This is a genomic window from Actinokineospora sp. NPDC051303, assembly GCF_055586285.1.
Map to the genome: position 1 here is coordinate 1 of NZ_JBVJIN010000067.1, position 22096 is coordinate 22096.

Sequence of the window (22096 nt, forward strand, 5' to 3'; positions counted from 1 at the left end):
TGCCTTCGGCCTCACACGTGCGGAGCCAGCTTAGCGATCTTCCTTCTCCCCCGAAGAAACCACTCCACCCCATCGAGCACCTGGCAGGACCGGGCGGCGGTTGGCAGATGCTCGGGTTCCTGTTCGGTCCACACCATCGAGCACCTGGCAGGGTTGGGTGTCTGCTGGTAGGGGCTTGGGTTGCTCGCTGCTCCCATCGAACACCTGGCAGCTTCGGGTCCGGCTGGCAGGAGCGTGGGTTCGCTGGTCCGCTCCTACGGGTGGCTGGCAGCGTTAGGTGCGGCTGGCAGGAAGGCCGGTTCGCTGTCTCCAGCCCATCGAGCACCTGGCAGGGGCGGGCTTGGTTGGCAGGTGCTCGGGTTTGCTGTCCCGACCTCGTCGGGTTCGACGCTTGCCCGTTCAGCGGGTGGTGACGATCGCGAATGTGTTGGGGGGCAGGCACAGGCTGTTCGGCTCGATCTGGGCGCCTTCTGCGGTGAGCAAGGTGGTGCGGACGGGCACGGGAATGGTGGCGGCACTTTCGCCCAGGTTGGCGGCCACCCGGATTGGGCCCCGGTGCAGTAGCACGCATCCGTCGATGTGGTCCACGTGGAAGTGGTTTAGGCGGGGGTCGCTCAGTTCGGGATGCGTGCGCCGCAATGCGATCAGGGTGCGGTAGGTGTCGAAGGTGGCTCGGTGCGCCGGGTCGGCCAGTTCGCCCCAGTTCAGGGTGGAGTTGAGGACCGTCGCCGGGTCCATCGGGTCGGGGACTTCGGCCTCGCCCCAGCCGTGCGCGCCGAACTCGCGGCGGCGGCCGGTGCGCACCGCCTCGGCGAGGTCCGGGTCGGGGAACGAGGCGAAGAACTGCCACGGGGTGGTGGCCGCCCACTCCTCGCCCATGAAAAGCATTGGCGTGTAAGGGGAGCACAGCAGCAGCGCCGCCCCGCACAGCGCCCGCGCCACCGGGATCGTCGCGGTGAGGCGGTCTCCGGTGGCGCGATTGCCGATCTGGTCGTGGTTCTGTAGGTACGCCAGGAACCGGTGGCCCGGGGTCGTGCGGGTGTCGACCGGCCTGCCGTGGGTGCGTTCGCGGAACGACGACCAAGTGCCCGCGTGGAAGAACGCCGAGCGCAAGGTCTTCCCCAGCGCGCCGGGGGCGGCGAAATCCGCGTAATATCCCGAAGTCTCGCCGGTGAGGGCCACATGCAACGCGTGGTGCACGTCGTCGCACCACTGCGCGTCCAAGCCGTAGCCGCCCGCGGCGCGCGGGGTGACGTGCCGGGGGTCGTTGAGGTCGGACTCGGCGATCAGCGTCAGCGGCCTGCGCAGCGCGGTGGCCAGCGCGTCGACCTCGATCGCCAGTTCCTCCAACAGGTTCGTCGCGCGCGTGTCCACCAGGGCGTGCACGGCGTCCAGCCGCAGACCGTCCACATGGTAATCCCGGAACCAGCCCAGGGCGTTGTCCAGCACGTACCGGCGGACCTCGTCCGAGCCGGGGCCGTCGAGGTTGAGCGTGGGACCCCAGATGTTCTTGCCCGCGAAGTACGGCCCAAACCGGTCCAGATACGCCCCGGACGGGCCGAGGTGGTTGTAGACCACGTCGAGGATCACGCCGATGCCGCGCGCGTGGCAGGCGTCGACGAACTGCTTGAACGCGGTCGGCCCGCCGTAGGGCTGGTGCACCGCGCCCCACAGCACGCCGTCGTAGCCCCAGCCCGCGGCGCCGTCGAAAGCGTTGACCGGCAACAGTTCCACCAGGTCCACGCCCAGCTCCACCAAGTGGTCGAGCTTCTCGATGGCGCCGTTGAACGTGCCTTCCTCGGTGAAGGTGCCGATGTGCAGCTCGTAGAGCACGCTTCCCGGCAGCGCCCGGCCCGCCCACGCGGCGTCGGTCCACTCGAACGCGCGGTGCTCGAAGCGCCGCGACGGCCCGTGCACGCCTTCGGGTTGCCAGGGCGATCGCGGGTCGGGCAGCGGCGTTTCGTCGTCGTCCAGCAGGAAAGCGTAGTCGGTGCCCGCGCCGGTGCCGGGAACGTGGACGTGCCACCAGCCGCGGTCGTCGCGGGTCATCTCGTGGTGGTTGGTCCCCAGAGCCAGTTGGACGCGGGTCCGGTCAGGCGCCCACACGCGGAAGTGCTCGTCGTCCGAGTGGTCGACTGGGGCGTCGGAGTTCATCGGCCACCTCGCGGGTGCGTTCCCCGCAGCAGCAGCGCGACGGGATAGTCGGTGAGCAGGTCGGCGAGGCCGCCGTCGGTCTGGCGGCCGGTGAGTTTGTCGATCCACTTGCCGTCGAGGTCGAGCCGGGTGTCGCCCCAGCCGGTGAGCCGGACCGGGAACCGGGTCGCCACGGCGATCAGGCCGTTGCGCTCGAAGGCGACGACGTGCTCGGCCGCGGCTCCGATCGCCTCCACCGGGCGGTATCCGGTGAACAGGTCGGGCCGGTCGCGCCGCAGCCGCAGCACGGTGCGCACCACGTGCAGCTTCGCCGCGCCGGTGTCGTCAACCGGCGGCCGCTGCCGCTCCAGCAGCGCCCGCCGGGCGGCGAAGTCCACCGGCCTGCGGTTGTCCGGGTCCACAAGGGACAGATCCCACAACTCGCTGCCCTGGTAGACGTCCGGGACGCCGGGACCGGCGAGCTGCACCAGCTTCTGCCCCAGCGAGTTCGACCAGCCGTAGGGGGTGATCTTCTCGGCGAACGCCCTGATCTCGGGCAGCAGCACCGGGTCGCCGAGGACCTCGCCGGGCCACGCGCGCACGGCCGCCTCGAACTCCTCGTCGTGGTCGGTCCACGAGGTGCGGACCTTCGCTTCCTTGGCGGCCTTGTCCAGATAGGCGGCCAGCCGGTCGGCGCTGATCGGCCACGCGCCCAGCAGGCTCTGCCACGCCAACAGGTTCAGCGTCGGCTCGGGCAGCCCCCGGCGCGCGCTCCAGCGCCGCACGTTGTCCGCGAACTCGTCGGGCAGCTCGGCCAGCACCGCGAGCCGGGCCCGCACGTCCTCCGACCGCTTGGTGTCGTGAGTGGACAGTGTGGTCATCGCCTGCGGGTGGGCCGTCTCGCGGGCGGCCTGCGCGGCGTGGAACTCGTCCAGGCTCACGCCGAACTGGTCGGGGCAGCTCCCCACCTCGTTGAGCGCCACGAACCGGGTGTAGCGGTAGAACGTGGTGTCCTCGGTGCCCTTGGCCACGACCATGCCTGAGGTCTGCTGAATACGGGTCGCCAGCTCGCCCGCCGGGGCCGCGCGCACCTGGGTGTCCAGCGCGTCGACCGCGTCCGCGAGGTCCGGGCAGCGCTCGCGGACCTGCGCCACGGCCGCCAGCCAGTGGTTCTCGCCCTCCGGCAGGTACGACCGGTAGACGGGGAAAGCGGCCATCAGCTCGGCCACCACCCGCCGCGCCCGGTCCGTGTCCACATCGGACACTAGGGCGGCGATCCTGCGGACCTCCGACGCCAGGGACGTGTCCGTGATGAGCCGCCTGCACTCCGCGCGCACCGCGTCGTAATCCGTCGGCACGCCAAGGGATTCGGCCAGCTCGGTGAACGGCGCCTCGGCGGCGGGGTCGATGAACACCCCGCACACCTCGCGCAGCGCGTCGTAGCCGGTCGTGCCCGCCACCGGCCACGACCCGGGCAGCGCCTCGCCGCGCTCCAGGATCTTCTCCACCACGACCCAGCACCCGGCCCGCGCCGCCAGCCGCCGCGCGTAGCCGCCCGGGTCGGCGAGGCCGTCCGGGTGGTCCACCCGCAGGCCGACCACCTCGCCCTCGGCGACCCAGCGCAGCACCTCGCCGTGGGTGGCGTCGAACACCTCCCGGTCCTCGACGCGCACCCCCGCGAGGGTTGTGATGTCGAAGAACCGCCGGTAGTTCAGCTCCGCGCTCGCCCGCCGCCAGTTGATCAGCCGGTAGTGCTGGCGCTCGTGGACCTCGGCCGCCGAGCCGGCGCCGGTGCCGGGCGCGATCGGGAACTCGTGCTCGTAGTAGCGCAACCGGTCGCCGTCGACCATCAGCTTGTCGGTGTCCTCATCGGACCCAAGCACCGGGGCCAGGATCGGGAACGACTCGATGTCGAAATACCCCGCATACCGCGAATCCGGGCCATGGGTGAGCACATCCCACCACCACGGGTTCGCCGCCGGGACCTCCACCGCCATGTGGTTCGGCACGATGTCCACGACCAGGTCGAGGCCAAGCGACCGCAGCCGCGCCACCAGCGCGCGCCTGCCTTCCTCGCCGCCCAGCTCCGGATTGGCCCGCGTCGGGTCGACCACGTCGTAGCCGTGCGTCGACCCGGGCGTCGGGGTCAGGATCGGCGAGGTGTAGAGCGCGCCCACGCCCAGTTCGGCCAGGTAGTCGGCGATCTCGGCGGCGTCGGCGAACCCGAAGCCGGGCCGCATCTGCACCCGGTAGGTGGACCTCGGCGCGCGCATCAGTCCTCGGTCCCGATGCGCCGCAGCACGATCAGCGACCGCGACGGCAGCACCATAATGCTCTTGCCCGAGAAAGTCTCCCGCTCCACCGGAGCCACTTCGCCGGTCGCGGTGTCGAGCACCACTTCCCACTTCGCGCCGTAGTTCCCGTCCGGCACGGTCACGTCGATGTCCTCGTGGTGGGCGTTGAAGCACAGCAGGAACGAGTCGTCGGTGACCCGCTCGCCGCGCTGGTCGAGGTCGGGGATGCCCTCGCCGTTGAGGAACGTCACCACGCACCGGCCGAACCCCGACCCCCAGTCCTCATCGGACATCTCCTGCCCGGACGGGGTGAACCAGGCGATGTCGCGCAGCTCGTCGCCGCTGCGGATCGGCCTGCCCTGGAAGAACCGCCTGCGCCGGAACACCGGGTGCCGCGCGCGCAGCGCCGTGACCGCCGTGGTGAACTCCACCAAGTCGGCGTTCTCCTCGGCCAGCGACCAGTCCACCCAGGACAGTTCGTTGTCCTGGCAGTAGCCGTTGTTGTTGCCGTCCTGGGTGCGGCCCATCTCGTCGCCGTGCAGCAGCATCGGCACGCCCTGCGACAACATCAGCGTCGCGATCATGTTGCGGCGCTGCCGGGCCCGCAGGGCCAGGATGTCCGCGTCGTCGGTCGGCCCCTCGGCTCCGCAGTTCCACGAGCGGTTGTCGTCGGCCCCGTCGCGGTTGCCCTCGCCGTTGGCCTCGTTGTGCTTGTCGTTGTAGGAGACCAGGTCGTTGAGGGTGAAGCCGTCATGCGCGGTGACGAAGTTGATCGAGGCGAACGGCTTGCGTCCGTCCTCTTGGTACAGATCGGACGACCCGGTGATGCGCGAGGCGAACTCGCCGAGCGTCGCGGGCTCACCGCGCCAGAAATCCCTTACCGTGTCCCGGAACTTGCCGTTCCACTCCGTCCACAGTGGCGGGAAGTTGCCGACCTGGTAGCCACCCGGCCCGACGTCCCACGGTTCGGCGATCAGCTTCACCTGGCTGATCACCGGGTCCTGCTGCACGATGTCGAAGAACGCCGACAGCCGGTCCACGTCGTAGAACTCGCGCGCCAGCGTCGCGGCGAGGTCGAAGCGGAACCCGTCCACCCGCATCTCGGTCACCCAGTACCGCAGCGAGTCCATGATGAGCTGCAAGGTGTGCGGGTTGCGCACGTTCATCGAGTTGCCGGTGCCGGTGTAGTCCATGTAGTACCGCTGGTCGTCCTCGACCAGCCGGTAGTACGCCTCGTTGTCGATGCCGCGCATCGACAGCGTCGGCCCCAGGTGGTTGCCCTCGGCGGTGTGGTTGTAGACGACGTCGAGGATGACCTCGATGTTCGCCTCGTGCATCGTGCGCACCATCGCCTTGAACTCGGCCACCTGCGCGCCCTGCGCCGTCTGCGCCGCGTACTCCGCGTGCGGGGCGAAGAACGCGATCGTGTTGTAGCCCCAGTAGTTGCGCAGCCCCCGGTCCTGCAACCCGTGGTCGTGCAGGAACTGGTGCACCGGCATGAGCTCGATCGCCGTCACGCCGAGCTTGGTCAGGTGCTCGATCACCGCAGGGTGCGCCAAACCGGCGTAGGTGCCGCGCAACTCCGGCGGCACGGCCGGGTGCAGCATCGTCAGGCCGCGCACATGCGCCTCGTAGATGACGCTTTCGTTGTACGGGATCTTCGGCGGCCGGTCGTTCGCCCAGTCGAAGAACGGGTTGACCACCACCGCTTTCGGCGTGTAGGCGGCGGAGTCGGAGTCGTCGCGCTGGTGCGGATCGCCGAACGGGTAGCCGAAGACCGGCTGCTCCCAGCGAATCTCGCCCTCGACCGCCTTCGCGTACGGGTCGAGCAGCAGCTTGTTCGGGTTGCACCGCTGGCCGTTCTCGGGATCGTAAGGACCCGTCACCCGATAGCCGTAATGCTGCCCCGGCAACACCCCGGGCAGGTAGCCGTGCCAGACGAAGCCGTCGACCTCGGGCAGCTTCACCCGGTGCTCGGAGCCGTCCGGGTCGAACAGGCATAGCTCGACGTTTGTCGCCACCTCGGAGAACAACGCGAAGTTCGTGCCCGCGCCGTCGTAGGTGGCGCCGAGCGGGTAAGGGGTTCCGGGCCAGGGCCGCACACGTTCTCCTCGGTCACGCCCGGCCGCGGGGTACGGCCGCGAGGCTGTCATTCGTCACCATATTGGGAGGCGCCCCCTGGGCGCTGGACGCGGCGCCGTGTCACCCGGCACACACGACGGGTTCAGCCGTCGTCGCCGTCGCCGCGGTTGTTGCCGCCCTTGCCGTTTCGTCCCGGTTTGCCCTCTTTCGGCTTGTCCTCCGGCTCCGGGCGGGACTCGGCCTGGGGCGCCGTGACCACCACGGTCCGCGCGGCGGGCACCTCGATGACCTGGGTGGCGGCCGTGACCGCGGGCAGCCGCGGCGCGGCGCTCGGCGCGGCCTCGGACACCGACGGCGGCCCCACCGGGGGCGAGTGGGCGCTGGACGGGTTGGTCGCGAGCAGCGCGGCGAGCCCGCCCGCGGCGAGCGCGGCGGCGGCGACCCCCGCGTGCAGCAAGCCGGGACGACGGCCCGCGCGCCGCGTCCGCACCGGCCTTGACGGTCCCGTCAGCGCCCGGGTGCGCTGCCACGGCATGCGCCCCGGCCGCTCGACCGGACCGAACAGCGCCGCGGCGGCGAGCCGCTGCCCGCACTCCGCCGCGTCCGGCCGGTCCTGCGGCCTGCGCGCGGTCATCGCGGCCAGCGTCTCCGCCCACACCGGCGGCAGCCAGTCGGGGATCTCAGGCGACCGGGTCAGCCGCGCCAGGGCCGCTTCCACGTCCGACCCGTCGTACTCGGGGCCGCCGGTCAGGCACTCCAGCAGCACCAGTCCGAGGGAGTAGATGTCGCCCGGCGGCCCGGTGGTCTCACCCTGGATCTGCTCGGGCGCCAGGTAAGCGGCGGTGCCGACGCACCGGCCCGTCGACGTGATCCGCGCGCCGCCCATCGCCCGCGCGATGCCGAAGTCGGCCAGGTAGCAGGCGCCGTCCTGGTCGATCAGGATGTTGGACGGCTTCACGTCGCGGTGCACGATGCCGTGCGAGTGCACGTGGTCGAGGATGTCCGCGAGCCGCGTTCCCAGCCGCGCCACCATGTCCGTGTCGAGCTGGCGCTCATCGAGCAGACCGCGCAGCGTGGTGCCGCGCACGAGTTCCATCACCAGGTAAGGCCGCTCGTTGTCCACGGCCACGTCGAACACGCGCACCAGCCCCGGATGCGACAGCCCGGCCAGCAGCCGAGCCTCGGTCTCCAGCCGGGTCACGGCCGCGCCGGTCGCCTTGGGGTGAAACAACTTGACCGCGACCTCGCGCCCCAGCCGGGTGTCGACGGCGCTGTGCACGTCGGCCATGCCGCCCGCGCCGATCAACTCACCCAGTCGGTAACGGTCGTCGAGCAGCGTGCCCGTCCCCATGCGACCTCCTGCCCGTGCGTCACCCACCAGTGCTTACCCCGTTGCCCGCACAACCAAACGTCGTCCTTGATCGGGTGGAAGCTCTCACCCAGCGGGGTGGCTGCGTCATTCGGGCGCATGAGGTTACCCGAATGGGGGTACCAGGGCCGGGGAGCGAGCCCGTTCCACACCGACACCCAGCAGGAGGAGGGGCCATGTCCCTGGAAGACGACGACATCCGCAGCGGCCACATCGGCGAGCACGGCTTGGCGGACGGCGGCGCGGGCGGCGTGCCCGGCGGGCATGACGGCGGCGCGGATGGCGGAGCCGATGGCGGCGCGGGCGGTGACGGTGGCGCTGACGGTGGAGCCGGGGGCGATGGCGGCGCGGATGGCGGAGCTGACGGCGGCGCGGGCGGCGACGGTGGCGCTGACGGTGGCGCCGGGGGCGACGGTGGCGCTGACGGCGGGGCGGACAGTGGCGCGACCGGTGGCCATGGTCCCGCGGACAGCGGCGCCGGGGGCCTCAAGCACGGCCCGGCCGATGGCGGCGCGAGTCGGGAACACGGCCCGGCGGACGGCGGCGCTGGTTCCGACGGCGGTGCGGACGGGGGCGCCGATGGCAGTGCGGGTCCCAGGTGAGGTCGACGCCCGACCCGCAGTGAACCGGTCTGCCGCTCCCGCGAACAAGCCCGACCCGGCGGGTGCGACGGCCCACCGGACAGACGCGGACTCAGCGGCCTACCTGCCCACGGCGAATCGTGCGGCGCTGCGTCGCTGTGTGGGCGTCGCGCCGGAGACCTTCGCCGCCGAGCACTGGGGCCGCGCGCCGCTGCTCACCCGCGCCGCGGACCTGCCCCAGCCGTTTGACGACCTGCTCACCCTCGATGACGTCGATGAACTCCTGTCCCGCCGGGGCCTGCGCACCCCGTTCCTGCGGCTGGCCCGCGACGGCGCGGTGCTCTCGTCCAGCCAGTTCACCCGGGGCGGCGGGGTCGGCGCCGAGATCGCCGACCAGGTGGCCGACGACCAGGTGGCCCGGCTGTTCGGCCAGGGGGCCACGGTCGTGTTGCAGGGGTTGCACCGGCTGTGGCCGCCGCTGATCTCGTTCGCCGGGCGGCTCGGGGTCGATCTGGGGCACCCGGTGCAGGTCAACGCCTATGTGACGCCCGCGTCGGCGCAGGGGTTCGCCGCGCACTACGACGTGCACGACGTGTTCGTCCTGCAGGTCGCCGGGCGCAAGCGGTGGCTGATCCACGAGCCGGTGCACCCCGACCCGCTGCGGGACCAGCCGTGGGACAAGCGGGCGGACGCGGTCGCCGCGCGGGCCACGGAGCCGCCGCTGATCGACGCTGTGCTGGCTCCCGGCGACGCCCTCTACCTGCCGCGCGGCTACCTGCACTCGGCCAAGTCGCTCGCCGGGGTGTCCGCGCACCTGACGGTGGGCGTCCACGTGCTGACCCGGCACACCCTGGTCGAGGCGCTGCTGCGGCTCGCCGGGCGGGACCCGGACCTGCGGGCCACGCTGCCGCTGGGCATCAACGCCGCCGACCCGGACGAGCTGGCCCCGCACTTGGCCGAGACGGTCGCGGCGCTGGCCCGCACCCTGCGCGAGACCACCCCCGACGAGGTGGCCCGCGTCGTCCGGGAACGGGTGTGGTCGGGTGCCCGGCCGCAGCCGCTCGCCCCGCTGGCCCAAGCCGAAGCCGCGCAGTCGGTGAGCGAAGAGACGCTGGTGCGGTTGCGCGAAGGCTTGCGCCACCGCATGTGCGGTGAGGATGGGCGGGTGGTGTTGGAGGTTCCGGGTGATCGGCTGTCGCTGCCGGAGGCCACCCGTCCCGCGCTGGCGGCCCTGCTCACCGGGGAACCGTGGGCGGTCGGCGAGCTGCCGGGGCTGGATGTGGCGGACCAGACAGTCCTCGTGCGCAGACTGCTGCAAGAGGGCATCCTCGTGCCCATGCGGAAGAGGACTTGACCCGCGAACGCTGCGCCGACGGGTGCCTTCGCCGCGGCGACCAGCCCGCGGCGAGCGCGCCTCCCGTGCGCCACTGGCTGCTGATCGAACAACCCGGCCCGTGGGGCGCCCACCCGTGGCGCGACTCAGCGCTACCCGCGCCCGTGGTGTCCGCCGTGGCCGCCCAGGCGGCGGCGGTCAACGCCCGCGTCCTGCTGATCCGCAGACCCGGCCGCACCCCGCCGGGCCGCAGACAGTGGGCGTTCGCGGACTCCACCCCCGGCAGTGAGCGAATCTGGTGGACCCCGTTCGACACCCCCGCCGACCTGCTCGACCTCACCCTGACCACCCCACGCGGCGCCCCGTCACCCGACCCGGCCTACCTGGTCTGCACCCACGGCAAACACGACACCTGCTGCGCGATCCGCGGCCGCCCCCTGGCGGCCAGCCTCGCCACCGCCCGGCCCACCCAAACCTGGGAGTGCTCCCACATCGGCGGCGACCGATTCGCCGCGAACCTGCTAGTGCTGCCGCACGGGCTCTACTACGGGCAAGTGCCCGCGGCGCGCGGCCCTTCGATCGCTGAACGGCACGAGGCCGGGTTGCTTGACGTGCCGCATCTGCGAGGGCGGTCGACGTTCTCCGCGCCGGTCCAGGCCGCGCAGCAGTTCGTCCGGGAGCGGACGGGAGAGTCCGGAATCCAGTCGTTCCCACCGGAGTCGGTGCGCCGGGTCGGGCACGAGCTGTGGGACGTCTCGCTGACCGGCAGCGGGGTGGTCCGGGTGCGGGCGGTCTTCCAGCGCAGCGACACACCGCTGACGTGCGCGGCTTCCGTGCCCGCCGCAATTCGGCACTTCGAGCTGGTGTCGCTCGGTGGCTAGGGAAGGGCGAGTTCGCTGGGGTTCGGGGTTGCTCTATGTGCCTGCGGGTGGATCTCCGGGGAGCTGTCTTGCGGCCTGAGATAGGGCGTGGGCGCGGCGGGCCTGTTTGCGGGCCATCACGCGGAACACGATGAGGTGGATTGGGTAGACCGCGCGCCAGTAGATCCAGCCTAAGAGGCCGCGGGTGCGTAGTGCGCCTACCTGTTCCAGCTTCTTTCCGGTGACTCGGTAAGCCAGCCAGGCTTCGCCGCAGAACCACTTCTCGGTCAGCAGGACGATGTGGTGGTCGCTGAGGTCGGCCACTGTCCACCAGTCGACGGTGGCGCCGCGCTCGACCTTCGTGGGCCGGTGCAGGGACAGTCGCTCGCCGAACAGTGTGCCCAGGATGATCCGCAGCCACCACGCCCATGCCCAGCCGTACCAGCGCAGGCTGCCGCCGCATTCGCGCAGGTCCAGGCGGGCGCCTTTGGCGTCGGACGGGGTCATCGGGACTTCGGTGGTCAGGGTGAAGACGCCGTCGCGGATGCCGTTGTCGAAATCGAAAATCTGTTGGGGGACCTGGTCGCGTTGGGTGTTCAGGGCCGAACGGATGGCCTCGGCGACTGGGGTGGGGGCGGTGAACGCGGGGGACGGGTCGGCGACCACGACGTCGGTGGTGAGGCTGTCGATTAGCGACCGGCTCACCGCGCGGTCGACTGGGGTCACCACGTCCACCCATCGTGCGGACAACCCCGGTGTCAGCAATGGAACCCGCGCGATCCGGCGGCGCGGAAGACCGCGCACCTTGGCGTAGGTCAGCATCAGGTCCTGGTAGGTCAGCACATCGGGGCCGCCGATCTCGTGCACCCCGGCGGGCACCGACTCGTCTTCTGCCGACCGCAGGCAGGCGAGCAGGTCGGCCTCTGCGATCGGTTGCACGCGGCTGCCCACCCAGCGCGGACACACCATCACTGGCAGGCGCTCGGTTAGATACCGGACCATCTCAAACGAGATGCTTCCCGACCCGATCACCACCGCCGCCCGCAACTCCACGACCGGCACCCCGGCTGCGCCGAGCAACTGGCCCACTTCCTGCCTGCTGCGCAGGTGCGGTGAAAGACTGTGCTGGCCCAGGCCGCCGAGGTACACGATTCGCCGCACGCCTGCCGTCGCTGCCGCGTTGGCGAACGATCGGGCCAACTCGCGGTCCCGGTCGGCGAAGTCCCTGCCGCCTGCCATGGCGTGCACGAGGTAGTAGGCCGTTTGCACGCCGTGGAGGATTTTGGTGAGCGCGTCTGTGTCGCTGACGTCGATGGGCTCGGCTCGGATGTGTTCGCCAGCGGGCAATGTCTCGATTTGCCGTCCTATCGCGACTACTGGCCTGCTGTCGGAGGCGAAGGCTCGCGCTAGGCGGCTGCCCACGTATCCGCTGGCCCCGGCGATGGCGACCAGTGGGTCTGCCATGGGCGCTCCCTCTCGCTTGATGGAGTGACCGTAGCTCTTGGGCGTGGTGGCTGCTTGTGGGCTGGGGTTCGTGGGGTGGCTGGCTCTGGGGGTTGCTCGATGGGGTGGAGTCCTGGGCTTCGTGGGGTCGGCTCGATGGGGTGGAGTGGTTTCTTCGGGGCCCCTACGAAGGAAGATCGCCCGTGTGAAAGAGGGTGGGAAGCCTCCGGCCTCACACGCGCAGCCAGCTTAGCGATCTTCCTTCTCCCCCGAAGAAACCACTCCACCCCATCGAGCACCTGGCAGCGTTAGGTGCGGTTGGCAGTCGGGCGGGTTCGCTCGCTGCACCCACGTCAAGCAGTTGGCGGACCTTTGTGTGGCTTGGTAGGTGGGAACTTCGTTGCGCTGCACCCTGGTCGAGCACTTGGCGGGCTGGGTGGCTGGTGGGTAGGTGTTGTGCCCTGTTGCGTTGGGGGGCGGGCGAGTGTTGGTGGGGGTTCTTCTCTTATCGGTCTGCTGTGGTGAGCATGAGTTCTTCGCAGCTTCGGGCTACCACTGCGGCTGCTTGGCGTTCTCGGTCGTCTAGGCGGGGGTCTTCGATTAGGGCTCGCCAGCGCAGTACCGCTTCGTAAGGGTCTGGGGTTAGTGACAGGCGGGTGGTGGGAGCGGTGCCATGGCCGCCCAGTAGGTAGCGGGCTTCTTCGGTTGAGTCGCCCAGGGTTACTCGGGCGGTGCGGAGGGCGGCTAGGAGGCGTAGTTCGCGGAGGTCGTGGGTGCTGGACAGGACTCTTTCCAGGTCCGCGGCCAGTGGGGCGGCTGGTGGGCGGGGTTCCCGGCGTAGGACGACGTCCAAGGCGATCAGGGCGGAGCGGGCCTTGAGGGTTTCGGCGCGGTCGGTGAAGTTGGCTCCGATGGCGTCGCGGAGGTCGGTTATGCCGCTGCCGCGGACTAGTTCCGTTGACAGGGATTCCTGGGTGCGGAAGCCGCGGCGGGCCAGGGTGATGGCCAGGCGGACGCCGAACAGGCCGAGGCGGGTCAGCAGCGCTGTACGGGTGGGGGCGTCGATGGGGGCCGGGAAGGTGGGGGCGGCGAAGCGGTCGGCCGACAGGAGGGACGACTCCAGGTCCGTGCGCGGGATGGCGCCCAGGGTGGCCAGCACGCCCGCCTCTTCGGGGGTCAGGGTGGCGCCCGTGAATGCGACCAGCCCGGCCACGGGCACCACGTCCTGGCACAGGCCGCGCAGTTCAGGGGACCGCGCGTGCCGTCGGGCGACTTGGCGGGCGGAGACCAGGGCGTCGACGCGGCTCGCGCCTAGTTCGTCGGCGCGGGAGAGGACCACGAGGGCTGAGACGGGGGCCGCTCGGGCTACCGGGTTCTCCTGGGCGGCGCGCAGGGCCCGCAGGTCGGCGCCGCCGGGGTGGGGGAGCAGGTGCAGGAGGACGTCGGCGTCGGCGGGCACGGTGTCCGGCTCGGCGTCGATCAGCTCGACCTCGCCTGGCCAGTCCACGGTCAGCCGGTCGCCTTGGGTGCTTACCGCGGCGCCGACTATCGCGTCCAGCAGGGTCGAGCGGCCCGACTTGGGGGGACCGGTGATCGCCAGCCGCAGCGGGCCGTCCAGGCGGGCCAGGTGCGCGCGCAGGAACGCGTCGGCGCGCGGGCTGTCCCGGTACACGGCCAGTGCCCGGTCCAGCAGGACCCAGGCCGCCTCGCTCAGGCTCACGCGCTCAGCCCTCGGGGCGCGGCGACCGTGCGGGGGCCGCGGATGGTCTCGATCCGGGCGCGCAGCGCCATCAGGCGCTCCAGGTCGCGGCGGACCTCGGCGGCGCGGGCGGTGCGGGCCGCGGCCTGGGCGTCCAAGTCGCGTTTGATGGTCCGCGCCGCCTCCGTCGCGGCCTCCCGCAGCTCCTGGGCGACCTCGCTGAACCGGTCGCGTAGCTTGCGGTGGATCAGCCGGGTCGCGTCCTTGGTCTCCTTGCCGTAGGACAGGAAGAAGTCGTCCACGTGCCGCTGCGCGGTGGTCTTCGCGATCGCCTGCCGCCGTTTGAGGCGGGCGCCGCGCTCCTCGAACACGCTGCGCGCGCCGAACGCCGCGCCCGCGCCCAGCGAGATCGGGTTGATCAGCGGCAGCCCGGCCAGGGTGGTCGCCAGGCCGGACATGAGCAGGCCGCTGTAGGAGCCGCGCAGGCCGACGAACATCTTCTGCACCGGGGTGAACTTCTCGATGTTCGGCTTGCGCAGCCCGGCGACGTGGCTTTCGGACACCTCGCGCAGCAGCGCCGACGGCAGCCGGTCGGCGTCGGGGATGACGTGCCGGGCGATGCGGGCGGCGATCCACTCGAACCGCTCCAGCAGCCAGTCGGAGTTGACCTTGGCGACGTTGGTCAGGTTCTCCCGCATCCACACCTCGAACTCCGGCCACACCTTCACCGGGTCGGCCACCTCGAAGTAGTCGTCGACCTCGCGCAGGATGCGCCGGGTGCGGTCGCGCAGGTCGTAGTCGATGTCCGACATCAAGTCGGCGACGTCGTCGGACAGCAGCGTCTGCCACCGGGCGCCCTCGCGCTGCAACTGCTCCACCCGGCGGCCCGCGGCCTGCCAGTCGGCCAGCGCGCGCGGGTCGGTCGCGGGCCCGCGCGCGTCGAACTCCTCGCGCAGCGGGGTGATGAGCTGGTCCACGGCGAGTCCGCTGGTCGCCGCGGCGGCCCTGGCGACCACCCGGTCCGGGTCGGTCAGCACGTCGCGCCGCAGGACGCCGATGAGCTGGGCGAACCCGGACTCCTCGTTGAGCGCGCGGTCCTCCTTGCGCACGGCGGCCAGCCGCAGCACCGACGACACCGGCACCAGCACCGCCGCCAGCCCGGCCGAGGCGAGCCGACGCCGGTCGGCCTCGGCCACGGCCCGCCAGCCCGGCACCATGTCGATCTTGGTGAGGACCACGATCACGGTCGGGCACAGCCGCATGATCTGGGTGAGCAGCTCCAGCTCCAGGGCGGTGAGCTCGCTGGTGGCGTCGGTGGCCAGCAGCACGGCGTCCGCCTCGGCCAGCACGGTCATCGCCCGGGTCGTGCGCGGGCAGGCCGGGTCGCCGAACGCGGGTGTGTCGATCAGCACGAGCCCGGAGCCGAGCAGCGAGCGGGGTAGGCCGATCTCGGTGCGCACCACGTCGTCGCGCACCAGGGCGAGCTTGTTGGCGTGCGCGGTCAATGCCTCGATCGGGGGGTTCTCGATCGGGGGAGTGGACTGCTCGGCCGCGCCACCGAGGGCGGGGCGGTCCTCGGTCACCAAGGCCGCGGTGGGGCGTTCGGCGTGTCTGAGGACCGCGGGGACGGCTGTGGTCAGGTCGTCGCCTACCGCGCAGACGTTAGCGCTGATAAGAGCGTTGACGAGCTGGCTCTTGCCTTGACCCGGGTAGCCCGCGACCACGACACGCCGCCCGGGTTCGAGCAGGCGCGCTCGCCGTTCAAGAAGTCTGTCGACCAAGTCTTCCCGGTGCTGCGCCGCGCAGGCGCGGATGGTGTCGTCCAGGATCTCCAGCCAGGGCGGCGCTGCCATCACCCGGACGAGTGTGCCGTGTCTCCCCGGTGGAGTGAAACCGGTGGGGTCGAAAAAACGACTCGACGGTCCCCGGCGCAGTGCCGGAGACCGTCGAGTCTCGCATGACCGAACGTCACAGGGGCGTCGCCGCCCGTGCTAGCTCAGGCAGCCTCAGTGGCCGAGGTCCACGCCGTGGGCCAGCTCGCCCAGGTCGGGCAGGTCGTGCCCGGCCAGCGGGGTGCTGTCCACGACGTCCTCGACGGTGTCGGTGACGGTGTGGGTGACCTCGTGGACGGTCTCCAGCGGGTTCGCGACCGGCAGCTCCGGCAGGTCGACGGGCAGGTCGACCGGCAGGTCCGTGGGCAGGTCGGTCGGCAGGTCGACCGGCAGGTCCGCGGGAACCTCGGGCAGGCCGTCGACCGGCAGGGCCGGAACGGCGGGCAGCTCGACGGGCAGGCTGTCGACCGGCAGGGCCGGGACGGCGGGCAGCTCGACCGGGAGATCGGCGGACAGGTCGGCCGGGACGGCGTCCTGCACGGTGGTCAGGAAGCCGCCCAGGCCAACGGAGCCGTCGGCGTCGGCGTCGGCGCCCGCGGTCAGGTCGCCACCGGCGGCGACGAAGTCGGCCACGGCGCCCGCGGACAGGTCGCCACGCGCCAGGTCGGAGTCCAGCACGGCGGCCGGGTCGAGGTCGACCAGGTCGGTCACCGAGCCGAGCTGCGGGGCCTCCAGCTCCGGCAGCGACGGGGCGGCCAGGTCCGGGGTGCCCAGGTTGGTCAGCGCGAGGTCGCCAGCGGCGGTCTCCACGCCGAGCGCGCCGGACAGGTCGGTGTACTCGCCGCCGAAGCCGCCCTCCACGGAGAGCAGGTCGGTCTCGATGCCCAGGCCGCCCTCGGTGCCGTCGGCGCGGGCGCCGCCGCCCAGGTTGACCTCGACCAGGTCGGTGTCCAGGCCGAGACCGGCCTCGCCGCCGTCAGTGCTCGCGCCGCCGCCCAGCTCCAGGTCGGCCAGGTCGGACTCCAGGGCCAGGCCGCCCTCGCCGCCATCGGTGCCCGCGCCGAAGCCGCCGCTGAGGGTGACGTGCTCGGTGTCAATGCCGAAGCCGCCGACGCCGCCGTCGGTGCCCAGGTTGGTGCTCGCGCCCAGCTCGCCCAGCGCGGAGTCGGTGGTGGCCGACGCCTCGACGCCGCCGGTGGAGGCGTCCAGGCCGCCGGAGAGCGAGCCGACAGAGGACTCGGTGGTGGTCCAGGTGCTCGCGCCGCCGAGGCCAGCCTCGACGCCGCCCGCGGTGGCCGCGTAGTCGGACTCGATCGCGGTGACGCCATCGACACCGGACAGGCTGGCGTCGAGCGCGGAGTCGGTGGTCGCGTAGTCGGTCTCGGTGGACAGGTAGCCCGCCGCGCCGCCCTCGGTGGCCAGGTCGAGGCCGCCCTGCGTGGTGGCGTGGTCGGACTCGACCAGGGTGCGGGCGGAGGCGCCCTCGGTGGTGGCGGCGGTCGAGGCGGCCGCGCCTGCGGCGGCGGTGTCGACGCCCAGGTTGCCCGCGGCGCCCTCGGCGCCCGCGGCCACGCCGGTGCTGGTGGTGACGGTGTCGGACTCGAACGCGACGCCGCCGTTGACGCCGTCGGTGGCGCCCGCGAGGCCGGTGGTGAGCACGCCGTGGCCGGTGTCGATGGTCAGGCCGCCGTCAGCGCCCTCGGTGGAGCCTTCCGCGCCGCCGACGAGCGAGGCGTCGTTGATCGAGATCTCGATGCCTGCGACGCCGGTGACGTCGTTGGTGGCGCCGGTGACGTCGTGCAGCTTCGCGATGGCGTCGGCCGTGGTCGAGTCCAGGTCGCCGATCGGGGCGTAGTCCGCGACCAGCGGAATGACGTCCTGCACGTCCTGCGCGGTGACGTCGCCGAGGCCCGCTGCGGACAGCGCGGCGGTCGGGTCGGCGAGGAAGTCGGCCCGCGCGGACTCGTCAGTGAGCAGCTGGAGCACGAAGTCGTGCAGGGTCAGGTCCGAGGTGAACAACGAATCTCCTTGGGGAGGGTTTGCGTAGCGGTAGTGCGGAAAGACCGTGCGGGAGGCGATGGTCCGGCCTGCGAACTCAGCGCCCGAGGCCGGGGGCATCGACCCCGGGCGGTGATCATCACGGTATTCAGCCGCCGTCCCCCTGCCATCGGGGATCACTCCGAGTCCAACCCCCTTACCCGGGAGAGTGACGAACTTTCACCTATTAGGGGATTAGGGAGTGGGTCGGTCAGCACCCGGGGTTTCCGTTCGGGGGCCGGTCCCTGGTACGAACTGGAGGCACCGCCCGACGTCAGCAGGAGGAGTCCCAGAAAATGCCCTACGTCCTCGGGATCGATGTCGGCCGCACGCGCGGCGCGGCGGCGGTCTGCAGACGGGCGGGGGGCGCGTTCGACCGACCCGAGGTGGTGCCACTCGATGGTGCCACCCGATCAGTGCCAGCGGTGCTGCTTGTGACGGCGGAGGGTGAGGTTGTCGTCGGTCAAGCCGCCGAACGCCGGGCGGTCACCGAGCCCGACCGGGTGACGCGCACGCTGCTTACCCGGGTCGGCGACGACACCGCCGTCCTGCTCGGCGGTCAGCTCTACCCGGCGGAGAACCTCCTCGCCGCGTTCGTCGCGTGGATCGTCGACGTGGTCGCCGAGGCCGAGGGCGAGCACGCCGAGCGCATCGCCGTCACCCACCCACCCGAGTGGGGGTCATACCGGCGTGGACTCCTGCGGGACGCCCTGCACGCCGCCGGTGTGCCGGGCGTGCTGCTGCTGCCCACCGTCGTGGCCGCGGCCGAGGCCAGGCACGCCCGTGAGCCAGTGCGGCCGGGCGCGGCCCTGGTGGTCGGCCTGGCGGGCGGGCGGCACGTCGAGCACGCCGTCCTGCACCGCGGCCCGGCCGCGTTCGAGCTGGTCGCCCACCTGCCCTCGGTAGACGCGGAGGCGGGCGTGCGCCTGGACGACCTGCTGGCCGCCCACATCCTCGCCGAGGCCCCCGCCCTCAGCCCCGACCAGACCCTGCCCGACCTGCGCGCCGCCACCGGCCCGGTCACCCCCGCGTCCCTGTCGCCGTCGGCGATGGCCGCTTTCCGCGCCGCGTGCACCACGGCCAAGGAACGGCTCTCGGTCGCCACCGAGGTCCGGGTCCCGCTGCCGCACATCCCCGACGACCTGCTGGTCACCCGCGCCCGCTTCGAGGAACTGGCCCGGCCCGCCCTCTCGGCCATCGCCCGGCAGATGACCGCCCTGGTGGCGAGCGCCCCGGCCGACGCGGGCGCGGTCCTCGCGGGCGGCACCGCGCGCGTCCCGCTTTTGGCGGCGCTGGCGGGCTGCCCGGTCGAGGAGGACCCCGGCACCGCCGTCGCCCGCGGCGCCGCGCTGGCCGCCTGCCCCCGGCTGCCCGCGCGCACCCCCACCCTCGGCGGGATAGCCCCGGTCGGCGAGCCCGCCGAGCCCGGTCCGGCGGACTCGCCGAACCCGCCCGGCGGCCCAGCGACCGGTTCGGCCGACAACGGCGTGGACGACGGCTCCAGCGCGGTGGACGGTGGCCCGGCCAACGGCCTCGGAACCGCTCCCGGGACCGGCGCGGCCAGCGGCACGGGGACCGGCGCCAGGACCGGTGGGGGGAACGGCTCCACCACCGGCGTCGGCGCGGCCAACGGCCTCGGAACGGGTCCCGGGATCGGCGCGGCAGGCGGCGGCAGGACCGGTGTGGGCACTGGCCTCACCACCGGTGTCGGCGCGGCGAACGGCAGACCCGGGACGGCCGAGCGCGGCGGGGCGAGCGTGCCCAGGCTGGCTCCGGTGTTCGGGGGTGATCCGCTGCTGTCCGACGGGCGCAAGGCGGGCGCGCCCGTCCTCGCCCCGGCCCGGGCCGAGCCCGCGAGCGTCCCCCGGCCGCACCCGGTGACCGCCGACCCGCTCGCCGTTCCCGAGTTGGCGATCGAGCCGGAACCGCCGCCCCGGCCGCCGGTGGAGATCACCCCGCTGGCTCCGCCGCCCCGCCGCTTCGACCGGTCGCGCCGAGCCCGCCGCGACCCTGAGCCAGACGAGGACCACCGTTGATCCCCGGACACGTGCAGCCGAGCGAACTGCTCCTCGACGACCCCACGAGGCGGTTGTGCGCGGCGATCACCTCGGGCGGTCTCCCGGCGCGGCTCGCGGTGATCGCGCCCGGCGGCTACGGCAAGAGCGCGCTGCTGGGCCTGTTGGCCACCACCCCGGGCGCCGCGCGCTACCGCCGCGGCCTCGACAGCGCCCCGTCGCTGCTCCTGGTCGATGACGCGCACCTGCTCGCCGACGCCGACCTGGCCGAGTTGACCGCGCTCGCCGCGGACGACAGGGTCGGGTTGGTCGTCGCGGCCCGGCCCCGGCCGCGCCCGGCCGCGTTGGCCCGGCTGCTGGGCAGGCTGCGCGGGCAGATCGTGCTGCGCCCGTTCGAGCGGGAGCGGGTGGCGGCGCTGCTGTCGGCGACGCTGGGCGGCCCGGTGCCCGATGCCCTGGTCGCGTTGGCGCACGCGCAGACCGGGGGCGTGCCGGGGCTGCTGCACCGGCTCGCGCCGCACCTGTCCCGGGCGTCGGTCGCGGCGCCCGCGTCGGCGGTGGAGGAGTTCCGCTTCGAGTTCGACTGCCTCGACCCGGACACGCTGCGCGTCCTGCTGGCCGCCGAGGTCGGCGTGGGCGGCGACACCGACCTGCTCGCGGGCCTGCTCGACCGGCCGGTCGCCGAGGTGATCGATGAGGTGCGCGCGAGCGGCCTGCTCGGCGCGGACGGCGCGCCGCCGCCGCTGGTGGCCGCGGCGCTGCGCGAGCTGGTCCCGGCGGATCAGCGGGCGGCGGTGTTCGCCCGCCTCGCCGACGCGGTCCTGGCCCGCGGCGGGGCCCTGCTCGACTTCGCGACGGCCCTGCTGGGCACGAACGCGGTGGGCGCGGCGGTGGCCGCGGTCTACGCGGCGGCGGCGGCGGAGGCCGAACCCGCCGTCGCGGTCCGGCTGCACGAGGCCGCCGCCGCGGCCGGGCACCCGGTTGACGAGGTGTCCCGGGCCGAGACCGAGGCCCGCGCGGGCGATCTGGACGCCGCGCTGCGCCGGGCCGACGGGCTGGTCGCCACCGCGGGCGGCGAGCGGCGGGCGGCGGCGGCGAAGGTGGCCGCGGCGGCGCTGGCCTACCGGGGGCAGTTGTCCCGCAGCGCGGAGCTGTATCAGTGGTCCGGCGCGGGTCCATCGGCCGCGTTCGCCGCGGTGGGGTTGGTCGGCACCGGCCGGATCGCCGACGCCGAGGTCGCGCTCAAGCGGGCCGCCGCCGACGCGCCGCCAACGCTGTTCACCGGTGCGGTTTCCCTTGCCGCACGGGGAATCCTGGAGTCGGTGACCGGCTCGGGCAGCGCCGGACTGTCCACAGTGGTGCGTGCGGCGGAGGTGCTGGAACCGGTCGGCCGGGACGTGCTGCTGCCGGACAGCCCCGCCGCTCTCGGCGCGATCCTGGCCCTGCACACCGGCGCGGCGGGCATCGCCGAGCCGCTGTTGGACCGGGCCGTCGCCGCGGGCATCGGCGGCGCGCTGCTGCGTCCCCGGCATACGCTCCTGCGGGCGTGGACCGCGATGGTCCGCGGCGACAAGACGTCCACAGTGGACGGAACGGGGCTGTGTGCGCGGGACTGGCTGTTCGCGGTCGGCCTCGCGGTCGGCTCCGCGCGCCGCGCCAGCGATCTCGCCGCGCTGCGGCGGACCTGGGAATCGGCCTACCAGGCGGTCGTGCGCCACCAGGTCGACCTGTTCACCCTGCTCCCGCTGGGCGAGTTCGCCGTCGCCGCGGCCCGGCTCGGCGACCGCGAGCGGTTCGCCCCGCATCTGGACCAGGCGTGGGAACTGCTGCGCGCCTTGGGAAATCCGCCCGCGTGGACCACGATGCTGCACTGGTCGTGCCTGCACGCCGAGATCATCGCCGAGCACCCGGACGCCGCGGCCGAACACGCCGCGGCGCTCGCGGGCAACGCCGATGTCGGCCCGTTCCACGCGGCCATGGCCGAGGCCGCGCGGTGCTGGCGCAACGTCCTGGCCGCCGACATCGACGCCGAGCGGGTCGAGGCGGCGGCCCGCGGCCTGCACGCGGCTGGCCTGTGGTGGGACGGCGCGCGGCTGGCCGGGCAGGCCGCCATCCGCACCGCCGACCGCAAGGAGATGCTGAGCCTGCTGGACTGCGCCCGGATGTTGCAGGGCGGCGCGACCCAGGAGGACACCCTCACCGACCACTCCGGCGCGGCCCGGCTCAGCGAGCGGGAGGCGCAGGTCGCGGGCTTGGTCTTGGACGGCCTGACCTACAAGCAGATTGGTGACCGGCTGTTCATCTCGGCGAAGACGGTCGAGCACCACATGGCCCGGATGCGCTCGCGGCTGGGCGCCACCAGCCGCAGCGACCTGCTCGCGCAGCTTCGGTCCCTGCTCGGCGACCGGTCGGCCTGAG

The 22096-nt window shown here is 72.7% G+C and carries 13 protein-coding genes; 4 read left to right on the forward strand and 9 right to left on the reverse strand.

The features are described 5' to 3' along the window. Positions 1–399: 399 nt before the first annotated feature. The 5 genes from treZ to ACZ6SD_RS29815 form a co-directional block, all read right to left on the reverse strand. On the reverse strand, positions 400–2154 hold the full coding sequence (gene treZ / locus ACZ6SD_RS29795; protein WP_465320340.1) for a malto-oligosyltrehalose trehalohydrolase: 1755 nt from the start codon (positions 2152–2154) through the stop codon (positions 400–402). Beyond that, positions 2151–4406 carry a malto-oligosyltrehalose synthase gene (gene treY / locus ACZ6SD_RS29800; protein ID WP_465320341.1) on the reverse strand — a complete coding sequence of 752 codons (2256 nt, stop codon included), beginning with the start codon at positions 4404–4406 and terminating at the stop codon, positions 2151–2153. The genes treZ and treY overlap by 4 nt, the downstream gene beginning before the upstream one ends. Further along, positions 4406–6529 carry a glycogen debranching protein GlgX gene (glgX, locus tag ACZ6SD_RS29805; RefSeq protein WP_465320342.1) on the reverse strand — a complete coding sequence of 708 codons (2124 nt, stop codon included), beginning with the start codon at positions 6527–6529 and terminating at the stop codon, positions 4406–4408. The genes treY and glgX overlap by 1 nt, the downstream gene beginning before the upstream one ends. A 122-nt stretch (positions 6530–6651) precedes the next feature. Continuing rightward, entirely contained in the window at positions 6652–7860 is a 1209-nt protein-coding gene (locus ACZ6SD_RS29810) for a serine/threonine-protein kinase (protein ID WP_465320343.1), read from the reverse strand. Continuing rightward, a complete protein-coding gene (locus tag ACZ6SD_RS29815; protein ID WP_465320344.1) occupies positions 7812–8405 on the reverse strand; it encodes a hypothetical protein in 594 nt (197 codons plus the stop codon). The genes ACZ6SD_RS29810 and ACZ6SD_RS29815 overlap by 49 nt, the downstream gene beginning before the upstream one ends. Before the next feature lie 52 nt (positions 8406–8457). Between ACZ6SD_RS29815 and ACZ6SD_RS29820 the strand changes: the two genes are divergently transcribed. Together ACZ6SD_RS29820 and ACZ6SD_RS29825 are read left to right on the forward strand one after the other, a co-directional pair. Continuing rightward, positions 8458–9813, forward strand: coding sequence for a cupin domain-containing protein (locus ACZ6SD_RS29820; RefSeq protein WP_465320345.1), 1356 nt, complete (start codon positions 8458–8460; stop codon positions 9811–9813). After that, positions 9810–10673, forward strand: coding sequence for a sucrase ferredoxin (locus tag ACZ6SD_RS29825; protein WP_465320346.1), 864 nt, complete (start codon positions 9810–9812; stop codon positions 10671–10673). The genes ACZ6SD_RS29820 and ACZ6SD_RS29825 overlap by 4 nt, the downstream gene beginning before the upstream one ends. Before the next feature lie 33 nt (positions 10674–10706). Here the strand turns inward: ACZ6SD_RS29825 and ACZ6SD_RS29830 are convergent, their stop codons facing one another. From ACZ6SD_RS29830 to ACZ6SD_RS29845, 4 genes are all read right to left on the reverse strand, one after another. Then, positions 10707–12116, reverse strand: a complete 1410-nt coding sequence (locus ACZ6SD_RS29830) for a DUF2867 domain-containing protein (protein WP_465320347.1) — start codon at positions 12114–12116, stop codon at positions 10707–10709. A 484-nt stretch (positions 12117–12600) separates the two neighbouring features. Next, entirely contained in the window at positions 12601–13815 is a 1215-nt protein-coding gene (locus tag ACZ6SD_RS29835; RefSeq protein ID WP_465320348.1) for a hypothetical protein, read from the reverse strand. Next, the gene (locus ACZ6SD_RS29840; protein WP_465320357.1) at positions 13812–15647 is read right to left on the reverse strand and encodes a dynamin family protein; all 1836 of its coding nucleotides are present in this window, start codon (positions 15645–15647) and stop codon (positions 13812–13814) included. Before ACZ6SD_RS29840 ends, ACZ6SD_RS29835 begins: the two co-directional genes overlap by 4 nt. Before the next feature lie 153 nt (positions 15648–15800). Then, the gene (locus ACZ6SD_RS29845) at positions 15801–17645 is read right to left on the reverse strand and encodes an IniB N-terminal domain-containing protein (protein WP_465320349.1); all 1845 of its coding nucleotides are present in this window, start codon (positions 17643–17645) and stop codon (positions 15801–15803) included. A gap of 314 nt (positions 17646–17959) precedes the next feature. On the opposite strand from ACZ6SD_RS29845, the gene ACZ6SD_RS29850 reads away from it, so the two are divergent. Beyond that, the gene (locus tag ACZ6SD_RS29850; protein ID WP_465320350.1) at positions 17960–19699 is read left to right on the forward strand and encodes an Hsp70 family protein; all 1740 of its coding nucleotides are present in this window, start codon (positions 17960–17962) and stop codon (positions 19697–19699) included. Next, positions 19696–22095 (forward strand): helix-turn-helix transcriptional regulator, encoded by a 2400-nt coding sequence (locus ACZ6SD_RS29855; RefSeq protein ID WP_465320351.1) that lies wholly within the window; start codon positions 19696–19698, stop codon positions 22093–22095. Before ACZ6SD_RS29850 ends, ACZ6SD_RS29855 begins: the two co-directional genes overlap by 4 nt. Position 22096: the final 1 nt, after the last annotated feature.